The 19182-nt window shown below is 61.4% G+C and carries 15 protein-coding genes and 1 other RNA gene; all 16 read right to left on the bottom strand.

What is annotated here, in order from left to right; translation table 11 throughout:
* Positions 1–87: 87 nt before the first annotated feature.
* Positions 88–1467, bottom strand: coding sequence for a cell division protein FtsA (gene ftsA, locus EMQ_RS05310; RefSeq protein WP_010668987.1), 1380 nt, complete (start codon positions 1465–1467; stop codon positions 88–90).
* Entirely contained in the window at positions 1464–2537 is a 1074-nt protein-coding gene (locus EMQ_RS05305; protein WP_018308355.1) for a cell division protein FtsQ/DivIB, read from the bottom strand. The genes ftsA and EMQ_RS05305 overlap by 4 nt, the downstream gene beginning before the upstream one ends.
* Positions 2534–3517, bottom strand: coding sequence for a D-alanine--D-alanine ligase (locus EMQ_RS05300; RefSeq protein ID WP_010668100.1), 984 nt, complete (start codon positions 3515–3517; stop codon positions 2534–2536). Before EMQ_RS05300 ends, EMQ_RS05305 begins: the two co-directional genes overlap by 4 nt.
* The gene (gene murB, locus EMQ_RS05295; RefSeq protein WP_010668099.1) at positions 3514–4485 is read right to left on the bottom strand and encodes a UDP-N-acetylmuramate dehydrogenase; all 972 of its coding nucleotides are present in this window, start codon (positions 4483–4485) and stop codon (positions 3514–3516) included. Before murB ends, EMQ_RS05300 begins: the two co-directional genes overlap by 4 nt.
* A complete protein-coding gene (murC, locus tag EMQ_RS05290; protein ID WP_010668098.1) occupies positions 4482–5909 on the bottom strand; it encodes a UDP-N-acetylmuramate--L-alanine ligase in 1428 nt (475 codons plus the stop codon). The genes murB and murC overlap by 4 nt, the downstream gene beginning before the upstream one ends.
* The gene (locus EMQ_RS05285; RefSeq protein ID WP_010668097.1) at positions 5906–7138 is read right to left on the bottom strand and encodes a UDP-N-acetylglucosamine--N-acetylmuramyl-(pentapeptide) pyrophosphoryl-undecaprenol N-acetylglucosamine transferase; all 1233 of its coding nucleotides are present in this window, start codon (positions 7136–7138) and stop codon (positions 5906–5908) included. The genes murC and EMQ_RS05285 overlap by 4 nt, the downstream gene beginning before the upstream one ends.
* Positions 7120–8289: an FtsW/RodA/SpoVE family cell cycle protein gene (locus EMQ_RS05280; RefSeq protein WP_018308356.1), complete on the bottom strand. Its 1170-nt coding sequence runs from the start codon at positions 8287–8289 to the stop codon at positions 7120–7122. The genes EMQ_RS05285 and EMQ_RS05280 overlap by 19 nt, the downstream gene beginning before the upstream one ends.
* Positions 8289–9683 (bottom strand): UDP-N-acetylmuramoyl-L-alanine--D-glutamate ligase, encoded by a 1395-nt coding sequence (murD, locus tag EMQ_RS05275; RefSeq protein ID WP_010668586.1) that lies wholly within the window; start codon positions 9681–9683, stop codon positions 8289–8291. The genes EMQ_RS05280 and murD overlap by 1 nt, the downstream gene beginning before the upstream one ends.
* A 12-nt stretch (positions 9684–9695) precedes the next feature.
* The gene (gene mraY / locus EMQ_RS05270) at positions 9696–10787 is read right to left on the bottom strand and encodes a phospho-N-acetylmuramoyl-pentapeptide-transferase (RefSeq protein WP_010668585.1); all 1092 of its coding nucleotides are present in this window, start codon (positions 10785–10787) and stop codon (positions 9696–9698) included.
* The gene (locus tag EMQ_RS05265; RefSeq protein WP_010668584.1) at positions 10787–12190 is read right to left on the bottom strand and encodes a UDP-N-acetylmuramoyl-tripeptide--D-alanyl-D-alanine ligase; all 1404 of its coding nucleotides are present in this window, start codon (positions 12188–12190) and stop codon (positions 10787–10789) included. Before EMQ_RS05265 ends, mraY begins: the two co-directional genes overlap by 1 nt.
* Positions 12187–13659 (bottom strand): UDP-N-acetylmuramoyl-L-alanyl-D-glutamate--2,6-diaminopimelate ligase, encoded by a 1473-nt coding sequence (locus EMQ_RS05260; RefSeq protein WP_010668583.1) that lies wholly within the window; start codon positions 13657–13659, stop codon positions 12187–12189. Before EMQ_RS05260 ends, EMQ_RS05265 begins: the two co-directional genes overlap by 4 nt.
* Positions 13660–13662: 3 nt before the next feature.
* A complete protein-coding gene (locus EMQ_RS05255) occupies positions 13663–15753 on the bottom strand; it encodes a peptidoglycan D,D-transpeptidase FtsI family protein (RefSeq protein WP_081617510.1) in 2091 nt (696 codons plus the stop codon).
* Positions 15754–15876: 123 nt separating this feature from the next.
* Positions 15877–16887 (bottom strand): cell division protein FtsL, encoded by a 1011-nt coding sequence (gene ftsL / locus EMQ_RS05250; RefSeq protein ID WP_010668990.1) that lies wholly within the window; start codon positions 16885–16887, stop codon positions 15877–15879.
* The gene (rsmH, locus tag EMQ_RS05245) at positions 16887–17972 is read right to left on the bottom strand and encodes a 16S rRNA (cytosine(1402)-N(4))-methyltransferase RsmH (protein WP_018308358.1); all 1086 of its coding nucleotides are present in this window, start codon (positions 17970–17972) and stop codon (positions 16887–16889) included. The genes ftsL and rsmH overlap by 1 nt, the downstream gene beginning before the upstream one ends.
* Complete coding sequence (gene mraZ, locus EMQ_RS05240) at positions 17969–18445, bottom strand: division/cell wall cluster transcriptional repressor MraZ (RefSeq protein WP_010668945.1); 477 nt, start codon at positions 18443–18445, stop codon at positions 17969–17971. The genes rsmH and mraZ overlap by 4 nt, the downstream gene beginning before the upstream one ends.
* 331 nt (positions 18446–18776) lie before the next feature.
* Positions 18777–19168: RNase P RNA component class A (rnpB, locus tag EMQ_RS05235), an RNA gene on the bottom strand.
* Positions 19169–19182: the final 14 nt, after the last annotated feature.

Below are 19182 nucleotides of genomic sequence, written 5' to 3'. Positions count from 1 at the left end.
GCGCTGGTGAGCCGCCATACTACATCGCGCGACTCGATGGGTGAATTGAAATTTATCCAACACTATAAACATATCGATAACAGCATGTCAGACGCGATCCCGGATGAAAGAGACCAGACGGTTCAAAAAACCTGTCGGACGTTCTTCACTGAACTCGATATCGCCAAATGGACGCTCCGCCGAGGCCGCCCAGGTCAGCAGACCCACGGTGGTGGAGAAGCTTGCTGTGGTGCAGGCATCCGGCAGACCGATGACATTATGTGGACGACCGAGCCGGACATGACGGTTCAGAATCCGGGCTGCGACAGATCCGACACCGTCCAGCAGCGAGCCGCCGCCGGTGAGGATGACACGTCCGTCCGCAAGATGTCCCAGTCCGGCACTATCGAGACGATCCCGCACCAGCTCGAAGGTTTCCTCGATTCTGGGGCGGATGATGTCGCCCAGCATCGCACGGGGAATGGCCTCGAACATCGGCATGTCCGTGCCCTGTCGCTCGATACGGATGGTGACGCCGTCATTGTCGGCTGAAAGATCGGCGTGGCCGTGCATCGTCTTGAGACGCTCGGCGTTATCCGTGGATGTTCCGAGACCACGGGCGATATCCCGGGTGACATGCTCCCCGCCGATTCCGATCTGGGCGGTGTGCAGAAGCTGGCCTTCCGCAAAAACGGCAAGAGACGTTGTGCCGCCGCCCATCTCGATCACAGTGGTGCCCACCATGCGCTGATCTGCGTTGGTGACTGCCAGACCAGCAGCCAGAGGGGCGGACACCAGAGCGTCGAGCTTCAGTTCCGCCCGTCCCAGAAGAGCATCCAGCGTCCGAAGCGCTGTGGAGGAGGCGTCGATTACATGCAGGCGGGCGCGAAGCTGTTCGCACAGATGTCCGCGTGGATCGGTCACACCGTCCGTTTCATCGACCGCAAAATCCAGCGGCAGGGTGTGGATAACGGCACGACCTTCCGACTGCGCCTTCATCCGGCCTTCCGTCACGATCCGGCGGATATCGCCATCCGTGATTTCACGCCCGCCGATCGGCCAGTGAACATTGAACAGGAGGCTTTCCGGATGACCGCAGGACAGGTTGACCACAACCTTGTCCAGTGAACGCTCGGCCTCACGCTCGGCGTTGCCGACCACGTGCCGGATGATGGCTTCGGCGGCTTTCAGATCGACAATGGCGCCGTTTTTGACGCCATTGGAGCGCAGCCAGCCATGCCCCAGAACTCGCAATTTGCCGTTGGGTTCGCCCTTGCCGATCAGGCAGGTAATCTTGGTCGAGCCAATATCCAGAACGCCCACCAGGCCGCTGCGCCATGCCCGCTGTTCCGGCTTGCCCTCGGCGAGATTGAGCAGGCTGCCGGCAGAGTCCTGCGAGTCAGAATGATCCTGTCCACTACGGGCGCGCGCTGTCTTGCTGAGGCTCAGCGCTCTGGAAGACTGTCCGGAAACGATCAGATCGTTCATGCTGGAAGAGCTCCCCCGCTGTTGTGGGCATGTTCGGTGTCATCGTGGAGAGATGAGGGGCGTCTGTCACCCTCGTCCGTGCGTTTCGGCTTTTTCGCAGGTGCCGTCTTCGAGAGCGGTATCTCATCGCCTGCTGCGGGAGCCTGTGACTGTCCGGTCGGTTTCGCTGTGTGATCCTGATCTTCCGGAGCAGCGGCATCGCCGGTAACCGGGGCAGGAGCCGGACGTTCCCGGATGGTCAGGCGGTCTGGCAGGCGCAGGTCGATGATCTCTAGCGGGCGATCAAGCAGATCGAAGCGTTTCTGAAGTTCTTCCAGTCGGGTCAGCGCCTGGGGTTCCGCCGCTTCCGGCAGGTAAACCGAAGCCCCGTCCTTCAGGGTCAGTGTCCAGCGCCGCATGTTGATCAGTGTAGCGGCTGTCATGTGGGCTTTCACATCCGGGGTTTTAGCCAGAGCATCCAGAAGTTCCGCCGCTGCATGATCAGCCCCTTCTCCGACTACAAGGGGAAGCTGCATGAATGCCTGAGCGTCCCTGCTGGTCATGCCCTTGTCCGGAACCGGATTGCCGTCCCGGTCGATAGGCACGAACTGACCCTTGTGCTGCCAGATGGCGAAAGGAGGCCGTTCTGTGAGATGCACTACGATCAGTCCGGAAAAGCGCCGTCCCACCGTAGCGTTCTCGACAAAGGGAAGATCGTTCAGGCGCTCACGGGCCGCCTTGACGTCAAAGCCGAGCATCGGGTCACCGACCGACACGCCGAGCGCTTCATGGATGGCGTTCTGACTGGTGAGATTCGTTCCCTCGACCCGGATTTCCGTCACCTTGAGAGGAATTTCCGCCTCGATCTTCGCCTTGAGCGGAGCAACAAGTCCCTGTGTTCCGTGCATGGACAGAAACACCCACGCTCCCACACCCAGCACGCCTGTGGTGGCCAGAAACTTCAGCTTCCCCTTGTGACGACGGAGAAACAGGGCGACCGCCGACGGTCGATCCGCCTTGTTTGTGTGGCGGAAATGATCACCGCTTCCTGCTTCGCGGCGTTCCGGAGAAGGCGAAGATGGTCGCTTCATCGGCGTGCGGCGTCCGCCCGACGGAGGGCGTCCTGCACCAGTAGGTCGCAGAGTTCGGAATAGGAAATGCCGCAATAGGCCGCCTGTTCCGGCAGAAGCGATGTTGGCGTCATGCCCGGCTGCGTATTGACTTCCAGCAGCACGATCTGTCCGTGTCCGTCACCTTTGGTGTCGTCATAGCGGAAGTCCGAACGGGAGGCTCCGGAGCAGCCGAGAGCCTTGTGCGCTGCGACCGCCAGTTCGCAGGCGCGGGCGAAATCGTCCGGATGAATCTCGGCAGGCAGCGTGTGACGACTGCCGCCCGCACCATACTTCGCGGCGTAATCATAGAAGTCATGCCCGGACCCAGCGTTGGGTGTGATGTCCGTGACGGTAAGGGCACGAGGACCGTCCGGTCCATCATCAAGGACGCCGACCGTGATTTCGCGACCGGGAATATACTGCTCCACCAGCGCTACGGGGCCGTAACGCCATTCTTCGACAACCTGCGCACGCTGGTTGGTGTTGCGCACGATGGAAACGCCGACAGACGAGCCTTCATCAAGCGGCTTCACCACGTAGGGCAGGGGCAGTGGATCCTGCTCCGCCAGTTCGCTGATCAAGACGACGCGCCCTTCGGCAACGGGAAGTCCTGCCGTCATGAAAATCTGTCGGGACGCTTCCTTGTCCATGGCGTTGGCCGACGCCCGGAGGCCGGAATGCGTGTAAGGCAGACCGAGCCATTCCAGCACGCCCTGAATGGCCCCATCCTCGCCAAAACGACCATGCAGCGCGTTGAAAACGGCAACAGGCTTCTGTTCGGCAAGACCGGCGACAACCGCCGCCAGATCACGGGTAACATCCAGCCCCTGTGCATCGTAACCAGCTTCCTTCATAGCCGCGACCACGCCTTTGCCGGAGGACAGACTGACCTCGCGTTCTGCCGAGGCACCCCCCATCAGAACTGTAATCCGTCCCTTGTTCTGCTGTGGCGCGCTCATGCCGCGTCTCCCTTTGTTTCAGAGGCTTTCAGCCCGATGCGCTTGATTTCCCACTGAAGATTGACGCCTGATTTCTCCAGCACGCGCTTGCGGACTTCTTCGCCCAGCGCTTCCAGATCCGCCGCTGTCGCATCGCCGGTATTGAGCATGAAGTTGCAGTGCTTCTCGCTGATCTGCGCCCCACCAATGGTCAGACCACGGCAGCCCGCCCTGTCGACAAGCTGCCACGCCTTCTTGTCGCTGATATCAGGCGAGGGATTACGGAACGTTGAACCGCCGGTCCGCGCCCGCACAGGTTGCGAACCTTCACGCGCGGCACGGATTTCCGCGATACGGCCAGAGACAATGCTCTGTTCCGCCGGTTCGCCACGCAGACGCGTCCGCACCACCACAGCACCGTCCGGTAGGGCGGAGCGGCGATAGCCGAACCGCAGTGCGGAGGCTTCAAGATGCAGTAGCGTACCGTCGCGGGAAACAATCTCGGCCCAGTCCAGAACCGCCGCCATATCGGACCCGTAGGCCCCGGCATTCATGCGAACGGCGCCTCCGATGGAACCGGGGATTCCCGCGAGAAATTCAAGCCCGCCAAGACCTTTGCTGGCCGACGTCTCGGCCACCGTCGCATCAAGCGCTGCGCCACCTACAATCAGACCGTTTCCGTCAACCTCGATGCCGGCAAAAGCACCGCCCAGACGAATCACCAGACCGGGAATGCCGCCATCACGAATGATGACATTCGAGCAGGCTCCAAGCGTCGTCACCGGGATTTCCGGCGAAAGACGCTGCATGGCTGTGACAAGGTCATCCGTGTCAGCGGGCTGGAACAGACATTCAGCCGGGCCACCGACGCGGAACCAGCTGCGTGCGCCCAGAGGCTGATTGACGGACACACGTCCCCGCACATCGCCAAGCGAAGCGGCGATAACGTCGCCAGCCGTCAGGTGCGAAGAGGCGGGGGCGTTGGTCATGCCGCGCCTTTCTGCTTCGCCTGAAGCGCCAGAAGTTCGCCCGGTAGCGCATGAGCCCAGTTGGTGATGGTGCCTGCGCCGAGGCAGACGACATAATCGCCCGGCTTGGCCATGGCGTTGATCATCTCCGCCAGATGCGCCGGGTCGGTCAGCGGCACAACCGAGCGATGACCACGCTCACGCAGACCTTCGACCAGCCTGTCACGGTTGAAACCTTCGATGGGATCTTCACCGGCAGCATAAACATCGGACACAATGACCGTGTCAGCGTCGTTCATGCAGGTGCAGAAATCGTTGAACAGCATCTGCATGCGGGAATAGCGGTGCGGCTGCATCACGGCGATGACCTGACGTGCTCCAGCCTGACGGGCGGCCTTCAGCACGGCGGCGATCTCGACCGGGTGATGACCATAATCGTCGATCACGGTGATGCCGTTCGCCTCGCCACAACGGGTGAAGCGACGCTTCACACCACGGAAGGACGCCAGACCCGAACGGATGGTGGCGTCGTCGATGTCCATCTCGGTGGCGACGGCGATGGCGGCGAGAGCATTCTGCACGTTGTGGTTGCCGAGCATCGGCAGACGGAACGGACCGGCCTTGCGGGTGCGGCGACGGGTGCGATCGGTGATCTGCACTTCAAAGGTCGCGCCGAGCTTGTCGGTGATGACTTTCTCGGCCCGCACATCGGCCTGCGGCGAGAAGCCGTAGGTGACGACCCGGTGATCCGAAAGACGCGGGATCATCTGCTGTACTGCCGGATGATCGATGCAGAGAACGGCAAATCCATAGAAAGGCACGTTGGAGACGAACTGATCATAGCCCGCTTCCATTGCTTCCGCCGTACCCCAGTGATCGAGATGCTCCGGGTCCATGTTGGTGACGACGGAGATCACGGAAGGCAGACGCAGAAAGGAGCCATCGCTTTCGTCGGCTTCCACCACCATCCACTCGCCTTTGCCCATGCGCGTGTTGGTGCCATAGGCCTCGATGATGCCACCGTTGATGACGGTCGGGTCGAGCTTGGACGCTTCCAGAACAGCGGCGATCAGGCTGGTTGTGGTCGTCTTGCCGTGTGTGCCGCCGACGGCGACGGACCAGCGCAGACGCATCAGTTCGGCGAGCATTTCCGCACGACGCACAACCGGGATCAGGCGCGAACGGGCGGCGACCACTTCCGGATTGTCGCGCTTGACGGCAGTGGAAATCACCACAACCTGTGCCTGTCCAAGATTGGCTGCATCGTGCCCGATTGTGACGGAAATGCCCAGAGCCCGAAGACGCTGGACGTTCGCGCCGTCGCTCATGTCCGAGCCCTGCACCTTGTAGCCCAGCATATGGAGCACTTCGGCGATGCCCGACATGCCGATGCCGCCGATACCGACGAAATGAATGGTACCGATTGTCAGCGGCAGGGCTCTCATGGCTTGGACTCCACAGTCGTGGCAGCGTGTCCCGAAGAGGAATGGGAAGACGCAGGGGAAGGGGGAATTGGCGAGGAATAGCGTCCACCGGACCCGTGATGCAAGGTCGTCTCGACCAGATCGGCCAGACGTTCCGCCGCATCCGAACGGCCCAGCTTTGCGGCGGCGGAAGCAGCGGCGGTGAGAATGCCCGTGTCGGTCAGCATCATGGTCAGCAGAGGCGTCAGGGCGTCCACGGTGAAGGTTGGCTGCCGGAAGAGCCAGGCTGCGCCAACGCCTTCAAGGGCCTGAGCATTGGCGGTCTGTTCGTCACTCGCGGCGACCGGCAGCGGCACGAGAATGGAGGGACGACCGGCTACTTCCAATTCAGCCACCGATGAACCGCCTGCGCGACCGATCACCAGATGAGCCTGCTGCATGAGTTCGGCCACATTTGGGAAGAAAGGTGCCAAGGTGGCCGCGATGCCATAGGATTCATAGGCTGTCCGAACCCGTTCGAGATCCTCGGCACGCACCTGCTGCGTGATCTGCAGGCGCTCACGAATGGCGAGCGGCAGGGCCGCCAGAGCGCCGGGGACGATGTCGGAAAAGATCCGCGCCCCCAGCGAGCCACCCCAGATCAGCAGATGGATGAGATCGCCGGGCGGTGTGTAGCCTTCGCCTGCAAGTGCGGCGATGGCGGGACGCACGGGCATGCCGGTCAGCGCGACATGGGCACCGGAAGGCAGCCCTTTGACTTCATTGAAAGACGTGCCGATCCCGTCCGCGAACCGGGCAAGGAAGGCGTTGGCCTTGCCCAGAACGGCGTTGCCTTCATGCAGGATGATCTTCGGACGCGATGAACCGGGCAGTAGACGCGCACCGAGCAAGGGGGGAACGGATGGATAACCGCCAAATCCGACCACGGCAGCCGGGCGCAGTTTCGCCATGATGCTGCGGGCTTCGTTCGCGCCACGCAGAAGGGCGAGGCCACCCTTGAGCGCGCGGACTGGTCCGCGTCCTGCGACGCCTGCGCCCGGCAGGATGAACTGATCCGCCGTGGCGAAAACGCCGGAAGTGCGTTTGCCCGCACGCGCATCCGTCATCAGGGCGACACGGTAGCCGCGCCCGACCAGCACATCGGCAAGCGCCTCGGCGGGGAAAAAGTGACCGCCGGAGCCGCCTGCTGCGATGACGATGGGCCCGGTCGGGGAGAGGTTCGCCTGCGTGTTCATGTCGCTGTTTTCCATGTGCCCCGGGTGGTTTCCGTCAGTGAGCGGCTGAGCCTGCTTTGCCCCACACGCTGCCGCGTCAGCGCGAGCACCATGCCGATGGCCAGCGAGATCGAGAGCGCGGAAGAGCCGCCATAGGAAATGAACGGCAGCGTCATGCCCTTGGTCGGGATGAGATGCAGGGTGGAAGCCATGTTGACGAAGGCCTGTAGCCCGAAGCCGGTGACAAGACCCGCCGTCGCCATGATGAGAAACGGATCGTCGTCCCGCAGCAGCCTCAGAAGCGCACGGATGACGATGGTCGCGAACACCGCGATGATGAACAGGCAGATCAGCAGACCGTATTCCTCGCCCGCCACGGCGAACACGAAGTCGGCGTGGGCGTCAGGCAGCAGATCCTTCACGCGACCTTCACCCGGTCCGCGTCCGAGCAGGCCGCCATTGCCGAAAGCGCGCAGGGCAGTGTCGATCTGGTAATGGTCACCCACATCCGGATGCAGGAAGCGTTCCACACGGGAATGCACGTGCGGGAACAGAAAAAAGGCCGCGATACCGGCCGCGATCATGATGCCAACACCGCCCGCGACCAGAATCAGGTTCAGCCCGTCCACAAAAAGCTGGGCCAGAAAGACGGCCGAGACAACGGTGAGCATCCCGATATCCGGCTGGGATTTCAGCAGGATCAGGATGACCGCGTAACAGGCGAGAGCCAGCAACATGCCCGGAAAACGTCGGACTTCATGCCGTTTGGCGAGAAGCCACGCCGTCATCACGGCGAAGCACGGCTTTAGAAATTCTGACGGCTGCACGGACATCATCGGCAGCGCGATCCAACGACGCGCGCCCTTGATCTCGATGCCATGCACCAGCGTCATCGCCGTGGCGGCGATGGCGATCGCGCCGCCGATAAAGCCAAGCCTGATCACGCCTTTGCGGGAGAGCATCGACACCGCGATGGTCACGCATCCGGCAAGCGTGAGGAAGAAGACCTGCTTGAAGATGAACATGTTGCGCGATGCGCCGATACGCACAGCAACCGCAGGACTGGCGGCGAGCATCAGGATATAGCCGAAGCCGATCAGGATCCCCACGCAGGCCAGCGTCACATGATCGACGCTGCGCCACCAGCGCCCGAGCACCGAGTTGTCGATGCGGGAAAACCGGGCCATCAGGCGTGATCCTTCAGCGCGTGCACCAGTTCGGCAAAGCGGAGGCCGCGTGCCTCGAAGCCCGGGAACTGGTCAAAACTGGCGCAGGCAGGGGAGAGCAGTACGACCTCGGCATCTTCCGTTTCGGCGGCCTGACGGGCGGTGGGAATGGCATGTTCCAGATCGCCCACAATCTCGTAAGGCACCTTATGCGCGGCCAGCGTTTCCGCCAGTATCGGCGCATCCTTGCCGATCAGGAAGGTTTTGGTGATCCGTGAGAAATACGGAACGAGGTCGGCAATACCACCTGCCTTGGCCACACCGCCCGCGATCCAGACGATCCTGCTGTAGCAGCCAAGCGCACGGGATGCGGCGTCGGCATTGGTCGCCTTGCTGTCATCGACATAGGCTACGCCGTTGATGTCCGCGACATGCTTCTGACGATGCGCCAGTCCGGCGAAATCTCCAATCCCGCTGGCCAGACTGCTGGAAGCGACACCGAGACGTAGCGCCATGGCGAGCGCCGCGCAGGCGTTTTCGGCGTTGTGTGTGCCGGGCAATGTCTTGCCGGGCCGGGCGATGACCATGCCATGACTGACGACAGCGCCTTCATGCAGGTGAAAATCAGCCGTCTCGTCATCCTGTCCCGAAATGGTCTCAACGGGAATATCCCGCGCTTTCACGCTGGCGGCGATATCCCGGCACCATGCGTCACCATTGCCGATAACGGCCAGATCGGAGCCGGTCATCCGGTCGAAGATATGGGCCTTGGCGGCGGCATAGCCTGCCATGTCGCCATGCCGGTCGAGATGATCCGGTGTCAGGTTCAGCAGGCAGGCCGTGTCGAAATGCAGCGTCGCCAACCGCTCCAGCATGTAGGACGACATTTCCAGCACATACACGCCATTGTCCGGCAGCAGCGGCAGGGAGAGCGAGGCGGGGCCAAGATTGCCACCCTCAGCAACCGGCAGGCCGGCATGACGCAGCAGATGAGCCAGCAGTGCCGTGGTGGTGGACTTGCCGTTGGTGCCGGTGATGCCTGCAAAACGTGCCTTGGACCCGCTTTTGCGAACCGCCTGAAACAGCAGGTCGGCATCGGAGAGGATCGGCACACCTGCGGCTTTCGCCATGGCCGCGACCGGATGCACGCTCGGCAGGATATGCGGGATGCCCGGTGACATGACCAGCGCATCAAATCCGTCCAGATTCTCAAATGGGGCGACGGTCAGCTTGCCAGATGAAGACTTCCAGCCCTCAAGAACTTTTCGCCCGGCCTCGCCATCATCCCATGCCTGTACGGCTGCTCCCATGCTTGCCAGCGCCTTGGCGGCCGGTGTGCCATTGCGGCCCAACCCGAGCACCGCAAAACGGTGGCCAGCGAACAGATCAGCGGGAAATGAAGTTTTAGCGGGCAAGGCAGGGTCTCCTCAGCGCAGCTTCAGCGTGGCGAGGCCAAACAGCCCCAGCACGACGGAGACGATCCAGAACCGGACGACAATCTTCGGTTCCTGCCAGCCCTTCTTTTCAAAGTGATGGTGCAGAGGGGCCATAAGAAACACGCGGCGTTTGGTGCGCTTGTACCAGAAGACCTGAATCACCACGGAAAGTGTCTCGATTACAAACAGACCGCCGACAATGCACAGCACCAGTTCATGCTTGGTGGCGACCGCCACGGCACCGAGCGCCCCGCCGAGGGACAGCGAACCCGTATCACCCATGAACACGGAGGCAGGGGGCGCGTTGAACCAGAGAAAGCCCAGCCCCGCACCGACCAGCGCCGCGCAGAAGATGGCAAGTTCACCCGTGCCCGGAACCGCGTGAAGCTGAAGATAGTCGGCGAAAACATGGTTGCCGACCAGATAGGCGATCAGTGCGAACACCAGTGCTGCGATCACCACAGGTACTGTCGCCAGCCCGTCCAGTCCATCCGTGAAGTTCACGGCGTTACCGAAACCAGCGATCGTCACCATCGCAAAGATCGGGAAAGCGATGCCGAGCGGTAGAAGGAAATCCTTCACGAATGGAAAGGCGAGGTGGTTGGCCAGTTCAGGAGGCATCATCTGCTGCATCCACCAGCCAGCGATCAGGGAGGTGGCGAATTCGCAGGTCAGACGGGCCTTCTTGGACACACCATCCGTATTGCGTCGGGAAAGCTTGAGATAGTCGTCCGCAAAACCGACAGCGCCGAACGCCGCCGTAACGAACAGCACGGCCCAGACGAACCCGTTCTGTAGGTCAGCCCACAGGAGCGTGGACACAAACAGCGCAATCAGGATCAGGATACCGCCCATGGTCGGCGTCCCGGCCTTCTCCAGAATGTGACGCTCAGGACCGAGCGCGCGGATGGGCTGGCCCTCACGCTGGATGCGCTTGAGCTCACGGATCACCGGATTGCCGAGCAGCAGGGCAATCGCCAGCGCGGTCAGACAGGCTCCGCCCGCGCGAAAGGTGAGGTAGCGGAACAGATTGAGGAACGTCGTGTGACCATGCGCATGATGGGCGACCAGCAGATACAGCATCAGACGCTCTCCGCTTTCAGCGCATCCACCACAACCTTCATCCGGCTGCCGAAGCTGCCCTTGACCAGCACGGCGTCACCGGGTTGCAGGACGGCCCGCACACGCGGCGCAAGCGCCGTAGAGGTTTCCTCCCAGCTTCCCCGACGGGAAGAGGGCAGGGCGTCAAACAGGTCTTTCATGTGCGGTCCACAACAGAATACAAGATCGGCCGCGGCACTGACCGCAGGCTCAAGGGAGAGATGTTCCTCGCGAGCGAAGTCACCCAGTTCGCGGATGTCTCCCAACACGGCAATGCGGCGTTTTGCTGGCAGAAGTGCGAGCACACCAAGGGCGGCTTTGATCGACAGGACGGAGGCGTTGTAGCTCTCATCCAGCAGGAGAGCCTCGCCGTCGAGAATGGGGGACGCCGCACCACGTCCCGTGCCGGGTGTGAAGCTGGTGAGAGCCTCCGCTGCCCGACTGACTTCAGAGTCGCTGCCATGCAGGGCTGCGACGACCGCCAGAGTGGACAAAGCGTTGCGGGCGAGATGCTCGCCGGGCGCATGAATTTCGACCGGAACGGCCGTTCCCGCCACATGCACGACAAACCGGCTGCCTTCGCCAGAGAGTTCAAGATCGGTGATACGTGCTTCACTGGTCTCGTCAAAGCCGGACCGCCAGAGCGTGACGCCGGAAGCCTGCGCTACATCAGTAAAGATCGCCTGACCTTCCGCATCATCCGGCACGATGGCGATGCCGCCGCGTGGGAGAGCTGCGATGATGGAGGCCTTTTCCTGCGCAATGGCGTCCAGACTGCCCATATGCCCAAGATGCGCCGAGCCGATCGTGGAAATGACGGCGACATCGGGCCGCACCAGTTCAGCCAGTGGGGCGATTTCGCCGGGATGATTCATGCCGATTTCACTGACACAGAACACGGCGTCACGCGGCAGTCGCGCCAGCGTCAGGGGCACGCCCCAGTGATTATTGTAGGAAGCGGCTGAGGCGTGCGTCTTGCCAAGTGCGCCAAGCGCCACCCGCAGCATTTCCTTGGTCGTGGTCTTGCCGACGCTGCCTGTCACGGCGACGACATCGCCTGTGAAGCGGGCCCGCGCCGCCCGCGCCAGATCCCACAATCCGACCATCGTATCGCCGACAATCAGCAGGCGCGGATCCGTGGGATCAACACCTTCCAGTTCGTCCGTGCGATGCACCAGCACCGTCGCAGCACCCTTGTCCAGCGCCATGGCGACATGGGCATGACCGTCCGAGTTCTCGCCCAGCAGGGCAATAAACAGATCGCCTGTTTCAAGGGTACGCGTGTCGATCGACACGCCGGAGACCGTGATCGCATGACCCTTTCCGGAGCCAAAGCGTCCTTGTGTCGCGGCGGCCAGTTCTTCGCCTGTCCAGAGAATGCTCACAGTGCCGCCGCCAGATCTTTCACCACACTCACATCGTCAAAAGGCTGCACGACGTCGCCGATGATCTGGCCCTGCTCATGTCCCTTGCCCGCGACCAGCAGCACATCACCCGGCTGAAGCTGATGCAGCGCTTCACCAATGGCTTTTCTGCGATCGGGGAATTCGATGACCTCCTTGGGGGCACCAGCCAGAATATCGCGTCGGATGTCGGCTGCATCTTCACTGCGAGGATTGTCGTCTGTGACGAACACCACGTCAGCCCGCTGCGTGGCTTCCTGCGCCATCAGCGGTCTCTTGCCCTTGTCACGATCACCTCCTGCCCCGAACAGGATCAGCAGACGCCCTTTGACATGCGGGCGCAGGCTGTCGAGCGCACGCGCCAGCGCATCCGGGGTGTGGGCGTAATCGACATACACGGAAGCGCCGTTGGGCAGCATGACGGCCTGTTCCATGCGTCCGCGCACGCCACGCAGCGTCGGTAGCAGGGTCAAAGCCTCTTCCATGTCGGTCGTGTCTGGTCCTGCCAGAGCCACGGCGAGCAGGGCGTTATCCACCTGAAAACGACCCGGCAAAGGCAGGGTCACATCCATTTCCTTCCTGTCGATTTCAAGCCGCAGAAGCTGATGCCCGTTCGGCAGAGCCTTGTGTGCAACAAGACGGATCGTGGTGCCCTTGCGCCCGACCAGCCGCAGGTCGAGATCCCGGCGGCGCTGGATATCGCGCAGGGCGTCGAGTGTGTCCTCATCCATATCGGCATTGGCCGCTGCAAGGCCGCCACCGGGAAGGAGTGTGTCGAATAGACGCAGCTTGGCCGTGCGATAGGCTTCCAGCGAGCCGTGATAATCAAGGTGATCGCGGGTCAGATTGGTAAAGCCGGCGGCGGAAATCTTCACGCCATCCAGACGGCGCTGGTCCAGACCGTGAGAGGAAGCCTCCATCGCCACATCCGTGACGCCACGTTCACGCAGAGCAGCCAGCGCTTTCGCCAGTGTCACCGGGTCCGGCGTGGTGAGGGAAGGGATGCGGAACGGCAGTTCGACCGGAGAAATCAGTCCCAGCGTGCCAAAACTCGCAGACGTGCGGCCCATGCCCTGCCAGATCTGACGCAGAAAATCGACGGTGCTGGTTTTCCCATTCGTGCCCGTGACAGCGACGATATGCTCAGGCTGCGGACCGGCAAGGGTTGCGGCCAGAAGGGCAAGCGAGCGTCGCGGCGTCTTTGTGAAGGCGGTCGGGACCTGGCCTTCTATGGCCTGTTCTCCATCTGGCACGAGAATAGCAGCGGCACCGGCAGCCAGCGCATCGGGGATATAGATGCTGCCGTCTTCCTGAGTTCCCGGAAGCGTCACGAACAGGGAACCGGGCTGAACCTGTCGGCTGTCAGCCGTGACTGACGTAATCTCCGGGTCATCTGTCGCCAGAGAAGCTGACGTCAGGCCGGACTGGGAAAGGAGAGAGGAAAGTTTCATGATCTAGCCCTGTCCGCCTTCCTGTTGGGAACTGTTCTGTCTGTTTGCAGCGTGCTTCATGGCGTTCGCGTCGCCGGCTTTCAATGACTTCTTTTTCTCCTCTTCCTCGACCCGCTTCTCCTCGGCAGCGTGACGTGGGTCGCCCGGATCATTGCCGGGACCGAGGGGTCTTACGCCTCTTGGCGGAGAGGGACGCATCGGAATGGAGAGTTCTGCGTCAATCTGCTGGGCGTGAGCCGTGTCGGGGAATACCTGCAACATCGGTCCAATGCGGGAGATGATCCGGGCGACAGTCGGGGCGGCGTTCCACGCGGCTGTGGTCCAGCCGTGCGTCGCTGTCGTTCCTTTCGGGCTGTCCAGCATGACATAGACGGCGTAATGTGGTGCATTCATCGGAAAGATGCTGGTGAAAGCAGCAATGTTCACATGCTTGAGATAGCCGCCATGTGGACCGATCTTCTCGGCGGTGCCGGTTTTTCCGCCGACGAAATATCCCGGAACTTCTGCGGTTTTGCCGGTGCCAAGCTTGACGTCCAGACGCAGGATCTTGCGAAGTGTCTCGGAGATTTCGGGTGAAAAGACGCGCTGACCCTGAGGTGTAACGGGCGCATCGGCTGCGTCGCCTCCTTCCACGCTGGTTGTTGCGTCAGGGATCGCGTCTCCGGTTTCCGGTCCACCCGAAATGGACGGTCCAGACGCCATTTCCGGCGTATTCCGGGAGTTGGTATCCTCATCACGCGCAAGCAGGGTCGGCTTGACCAGAATGCCGCCATTTACCGTTGCAGCCGTGCCGCGCACGATGGCGAGCGGTGGTTCAGCCACACCATGACCGAAGCCGACCGTCATGACAGTAGAAATGCCCCAGTTCCGGTGCGCCGGGATGATCGGGTGTCCCGCTTCCGGCAGTTCGACCGGAACCGGTGCGAAGAACCCCATGCCCCTGAGCCAGTCCTGCTGCCTCTGGGCGCCAACATCCAGTGCGATATGGGCGGCGGCAGGGTTGGACGAGAACGCCATCACTTCCGGCAGCGACAGCCAGGGGGCGAAATGGTCCGTCTTCATGTCGGCGATGGTGAACCTGCCGATATGGATGGGAATGGACGAGAAGCGGTCCCAGATCTGTGCGACACCAAGCTGGAGCGCCATGGCGGCGGTCTGGAGCTTGAAGGTGGAGCCGGGCTCATACATGCCCGTCACGGCGCGGTTAAAGCGGGCGTCACCGGGCGCATGGGCGAAATCATTCGCGTCATAATCCGGCAGACTGACCATGGCGATGATTTCGCCGCTGTTGACGTCCATCACGATGGCGCAGGCCCCGATCGCCTCGAACGTCTGCATGGCGGCCGCGAGTTCTTCACGCGCCACGCCCTGCACACGCACGTCGAGTGACAGTTTCAGCGGATTCTTGTCACTGATCAGGCGTTTGTCGAAGTAACGCTCCACACCGGCGATGCCATGATCGTCAATATCCACGCTGCCGAGGATCTGGGCGGCAACCTGTCCCTGCGGATAATGGCGACGCTCACCGGCCTCGAAGTAAATGCCCGGAATACCGAAATTGTTGATCGCCAGTTCCTGCTGGAGCGTGATGTTGCGCGCCAGATAGACGAACTGTTTCGCCATCGAGAGACGTTTGACCGTCTCCTCTTCATTCAGTTGCGGCAGAACGGACTTCAGCTTCTTCGCGACATCCTGCGGATCAATCAGTTCCCGCGGGTTGGCGTAAAGCTGTGCAACTGGCAGCGAGACGGCCAGCACCTGATTGTTGCGGTCCACAATCATGGCGCGCCTGACCTGCGGCATGGTCAGCGTGCTGGTCAGCGTGCTTTTCGGATCGACCTTCGGAATGTCCGGCACCTGCGGACGCAACTGCCGTGCTTCCGGCGCCATGGGTGAGATGATGGTGGCGAACGTGGCTTTCAGCGCCACCGTTCCAAACAGCAGACAGAACCCGGCGGCGACTCCGAGCAGTCGCACATGCATCCGCTCCAGCTGGGCCCGTTCACGCAGATCTGCGCTCGTGATCCGGACATCCTGTGGAGGATGCTCGTGATCGGATGAGGGAGACTCAGGTGGCGACGACTGGCGAGGCATGAGGGGCGGCGTATCCTCGAGGGCCCGGAAACATCTGGAAACACGTGTGCCGGAATGAAGGTCTGAAAAAGAGTCCGTGCCGGTCAGACCGGCACGACACTATGGAAACCGAAAACTGTGGCCTTAGTTTGAAACTGGCATTGGAGGCGGCAGTCCACCTCCGATGGCCGAGTGCCCAAGTAGGGAGCCGCTATAGGTTGCGCGGGCTTCCACATAGCGCGGAGCCGCTGCCGGACGCCATGCCGCAACAGTGACCGGTGAAAGTGATGTCGTGTGACGCGCTGTATCACTGCTCGCCACATGGGTCACTGTGTGATGTGTGGTGTGAACGACTTCACTCAGGTCTGTTGTCTCATGCGTGGCGACATGGTGCGTCACGCTGTTGTCTGCCACGACAGTGTGGGCGCTGTGATGAACGGTCGCCGCTTCAGGTTTTTCGCCCAAGGCCAGAGCCAGTGCATCGGTCGATGCCGGCGTCGTGGCCGTATGATGGCTTTTATGCGTGACAGCCGGTGTGGCGTCCGACAGGGCCAGCATCTGCGGTTTCGGGCTTTCGCTTGTCAGCCTGTGCGATTCACTTGCCATATGGGTTTCCGTCACATGCGACTCACGCATGTGTGCCGGAAAAGCTGGTGTTTCAGCCTTTGCCAGAACAACCGGCGCTTTTCTGGCGGGTGCTTCAGCAACACCGGAAGCGGCTGGCTTTACAGCAATATCCTGAACACGTTCATGTTCCGGTGCAGTGCTGGATGCCATGACGACAGGCGCAGGTGTGTGGACCTCGGCAGCAGCGGTCGGCGCAACAGGCGTGTCGGCACGGGCGACGACAGCATCATGAACGCTCACGGCAGGCGGCAGGTGCTGTTTCAGATCCGTCATGCGGACAAACTGCTTCGGCTCCATCGGCTTGAGGCTGGAGTCAAAGCGGGCGGCAAGGTGGTTCAGGCGGTCAGGCTGGTTGAGCAGCGCCCACTGCGTCTGCAGCACGGCTGTCTGCTGACGGATATGCTGGGTGTCACCGACTATCTTTGAAATCTGCTGATCCAGAACGGTTGTCTGATGTTTCTTCGTGTAGAGGTACATTCCCGACGAACCGGCCAGTAACGCACAGAAGAAAGTGAAGGGCCTGAACATCAGACTGTTCCTTTGTCGGAAGATTTTACGGAACCGGCGCCGACATTCGCCTGTGGTTCCGCATGCACGGTCTGTGAACCCAAACAGTCATCTGACAATCCGAGCCGACTCAGGGCACGGAGCTTGGAACTCCGGGCCCGTGGGTTGCGTCGACATTCCTCGTCCGAAGGCTTCATCGCCTTGCGGAACAGGAGGCTGAACGACGCTGCTTTCTTCCCGCGACTCATGGAGCGCGGATCGTAACGGGACAGGCCGGGTTCCTGACCCGCCGCTGCCGCCATCACGCGTTTTACAATGCGGTCTTCCAGGGAATGGAAAGACACAACGACCAGACGTCCGCCCGGTGAAAGAAGAGCGAGCGCCTGTTCCAGGCCGCGCTCGATTTCACCCAGTTCGTCATTTACGGCAATCCGCAGCCCCTGAAAGCTTCGGGTCGCGGCGTCGATGCCCGACTTGTCAGACGGCACGACGGAGCGGATGACTTCAGCCAACTGAAGGGTGGTCTTCAGTTCCGTGTCCTTGCGAGCTTCCACGACAGTGCGCGCTACACGGCGTGCGTGCCGCTCCTCACCATAATAATGGAAGATGTCAGCCAGCTCGGCTTCGGAGGCCGTATTGACGATATCCGCTGCGGAACGACCGGCTTTTCCCATCCGCATGTCGAGCGGGCCATCGTGGCGGAAGGAGAAGCCGCGCTCCGCCTCGTCAATCTGAAAGGAAGACACGCCAAGGTCGAGCATGACGCCATCGACATGATCTGTTCCGGCGGTGTGCAGCATCTCCTGCATCGTGCCGAAACCGCCGTGCAGCATCCGCAGGCGCGGCGTGCCGTCCGGACCTTCACCCCACACACGGGCAAGAGCCTCGCCTCGCGCAATAGCGTCCGGGTCACGATCGATGCCCCAGATGTAGCAGTTCGCTGCTGCCAGCACGGCATTTGTGTAACCGCCACCACCAAAGGTGCCGTCCACATACACTTCGCCATCTTTGGGGGCGAGGCACGCAAGCACCTCACTCCGCATCACTGGAACATGACCGGGATCGTAGTCCGGATGGGGCACAACAGGAGAATTCATCGCGTTCATGCCGCTCCTCCCGACTCACCGGTGCGGTTACCCGGCAATGTTACGCGGCGGGAACGGAGCCGCGCTTCGGCCCGACGCTGCTCGGCGGCCTTCGGTTCCCAGATCTGGAAGATCCGGCCAAGTCCCATGAAAGCCACGCTGTCGGAAAGACCGGCATGCTCTCTCAGGAAATCGGGAATGATGATCCGCCCTTCACGGTCGGAGTCCATTGGATAGGCATCGGCGTACAGTGCGGCGGCAAGGTCGTCATGTTCATCCGAGAACATGTCGAGCCTGTCCAGCGGTTGCGCCAGAGAAGCAAAAGCGGCAGATGGCCATGCCTCGATGCAGGGCTGTGTGTGGGAAGGGCGCAAAACCATCAGAGCCTCACCTTCCACCGTCTGGTTGCGCAGTACCGTGCGGAACCCGGCTGGAATCGAAACACGCCCCTTGGCGTCGATTCGATTCTGGTGTGTGCCGAGAAACACGCTCACCGGGTTGGAAATCCTTCATGCGCAGGGGTGCGGTCCGAGGTTGTTGGGGCCGTTTGGTTGATTCTGGGATATCATGGGATTTTATGGGACGTCAAATGAATCTGTAATAAAAATTGGCAGAAAACCGCGAAAAAAGACAAGTCTGTCGTACTTCGTTCCTAAAAGGTTTCCAGAAAGCAGGTATCCGTTAACAAAAACGATTGTTCTCGTTATGTTCTTTTGCGCATTTCTTATCGCTATATTAAAAATCGGAGCGCCGGGAAGAATCGGCTGCTGCCTGTTTCATCCAGAAAACACGATTCGTTTCTTTTGCGGATTTCAGGAAATCAGAGGTGCCAGACGGTCTGTAAGCCGGGTTCTGTCCGTTCTCCGAAGAGACCGTGACGATCATTCCTCTGGGACGTGTCTTGCAACACGCCTCACGCGACCAACCCGGACGGAAGGCGGGAGAACCTTTGGCAGTCAGGCTGCCTACCGTCCCTATTCGGTCTTGCTCCCGATGGGGTTTGCCCTGCCGCCGCCGTTACCGGAAGCGCGGTGCGCTCTTACCGCACCGTTTCACCCTTACCTCCAGCCTGCGAACAGGCCCGGAAGGCGGTCTGTTTTCTGTGGCACTTTCCCTGAGGTCACCCTCGCCGGCCGTTAGCCGGCACCGTTCTCCCGTGGAGCCCGGACTTTCCTCCATCACCTGATATAGGCAACAGCGATCGCCCGACCGTCTGGCAGGCGCGGACCCT

The organism is Acetobacter aceti NBRC 14818 (genome assembly GCF_000193495.2).
Classification (GTDB): Bacteria; Pseudomonadota; Alphaproteobacteria; order Acetobacterales; family Acetobacteraceae; genus Acetobacter; species Acetobacter aceti.
This window is presented reverse-complemented; position numbering and strand designations above follow the sequence as displayed.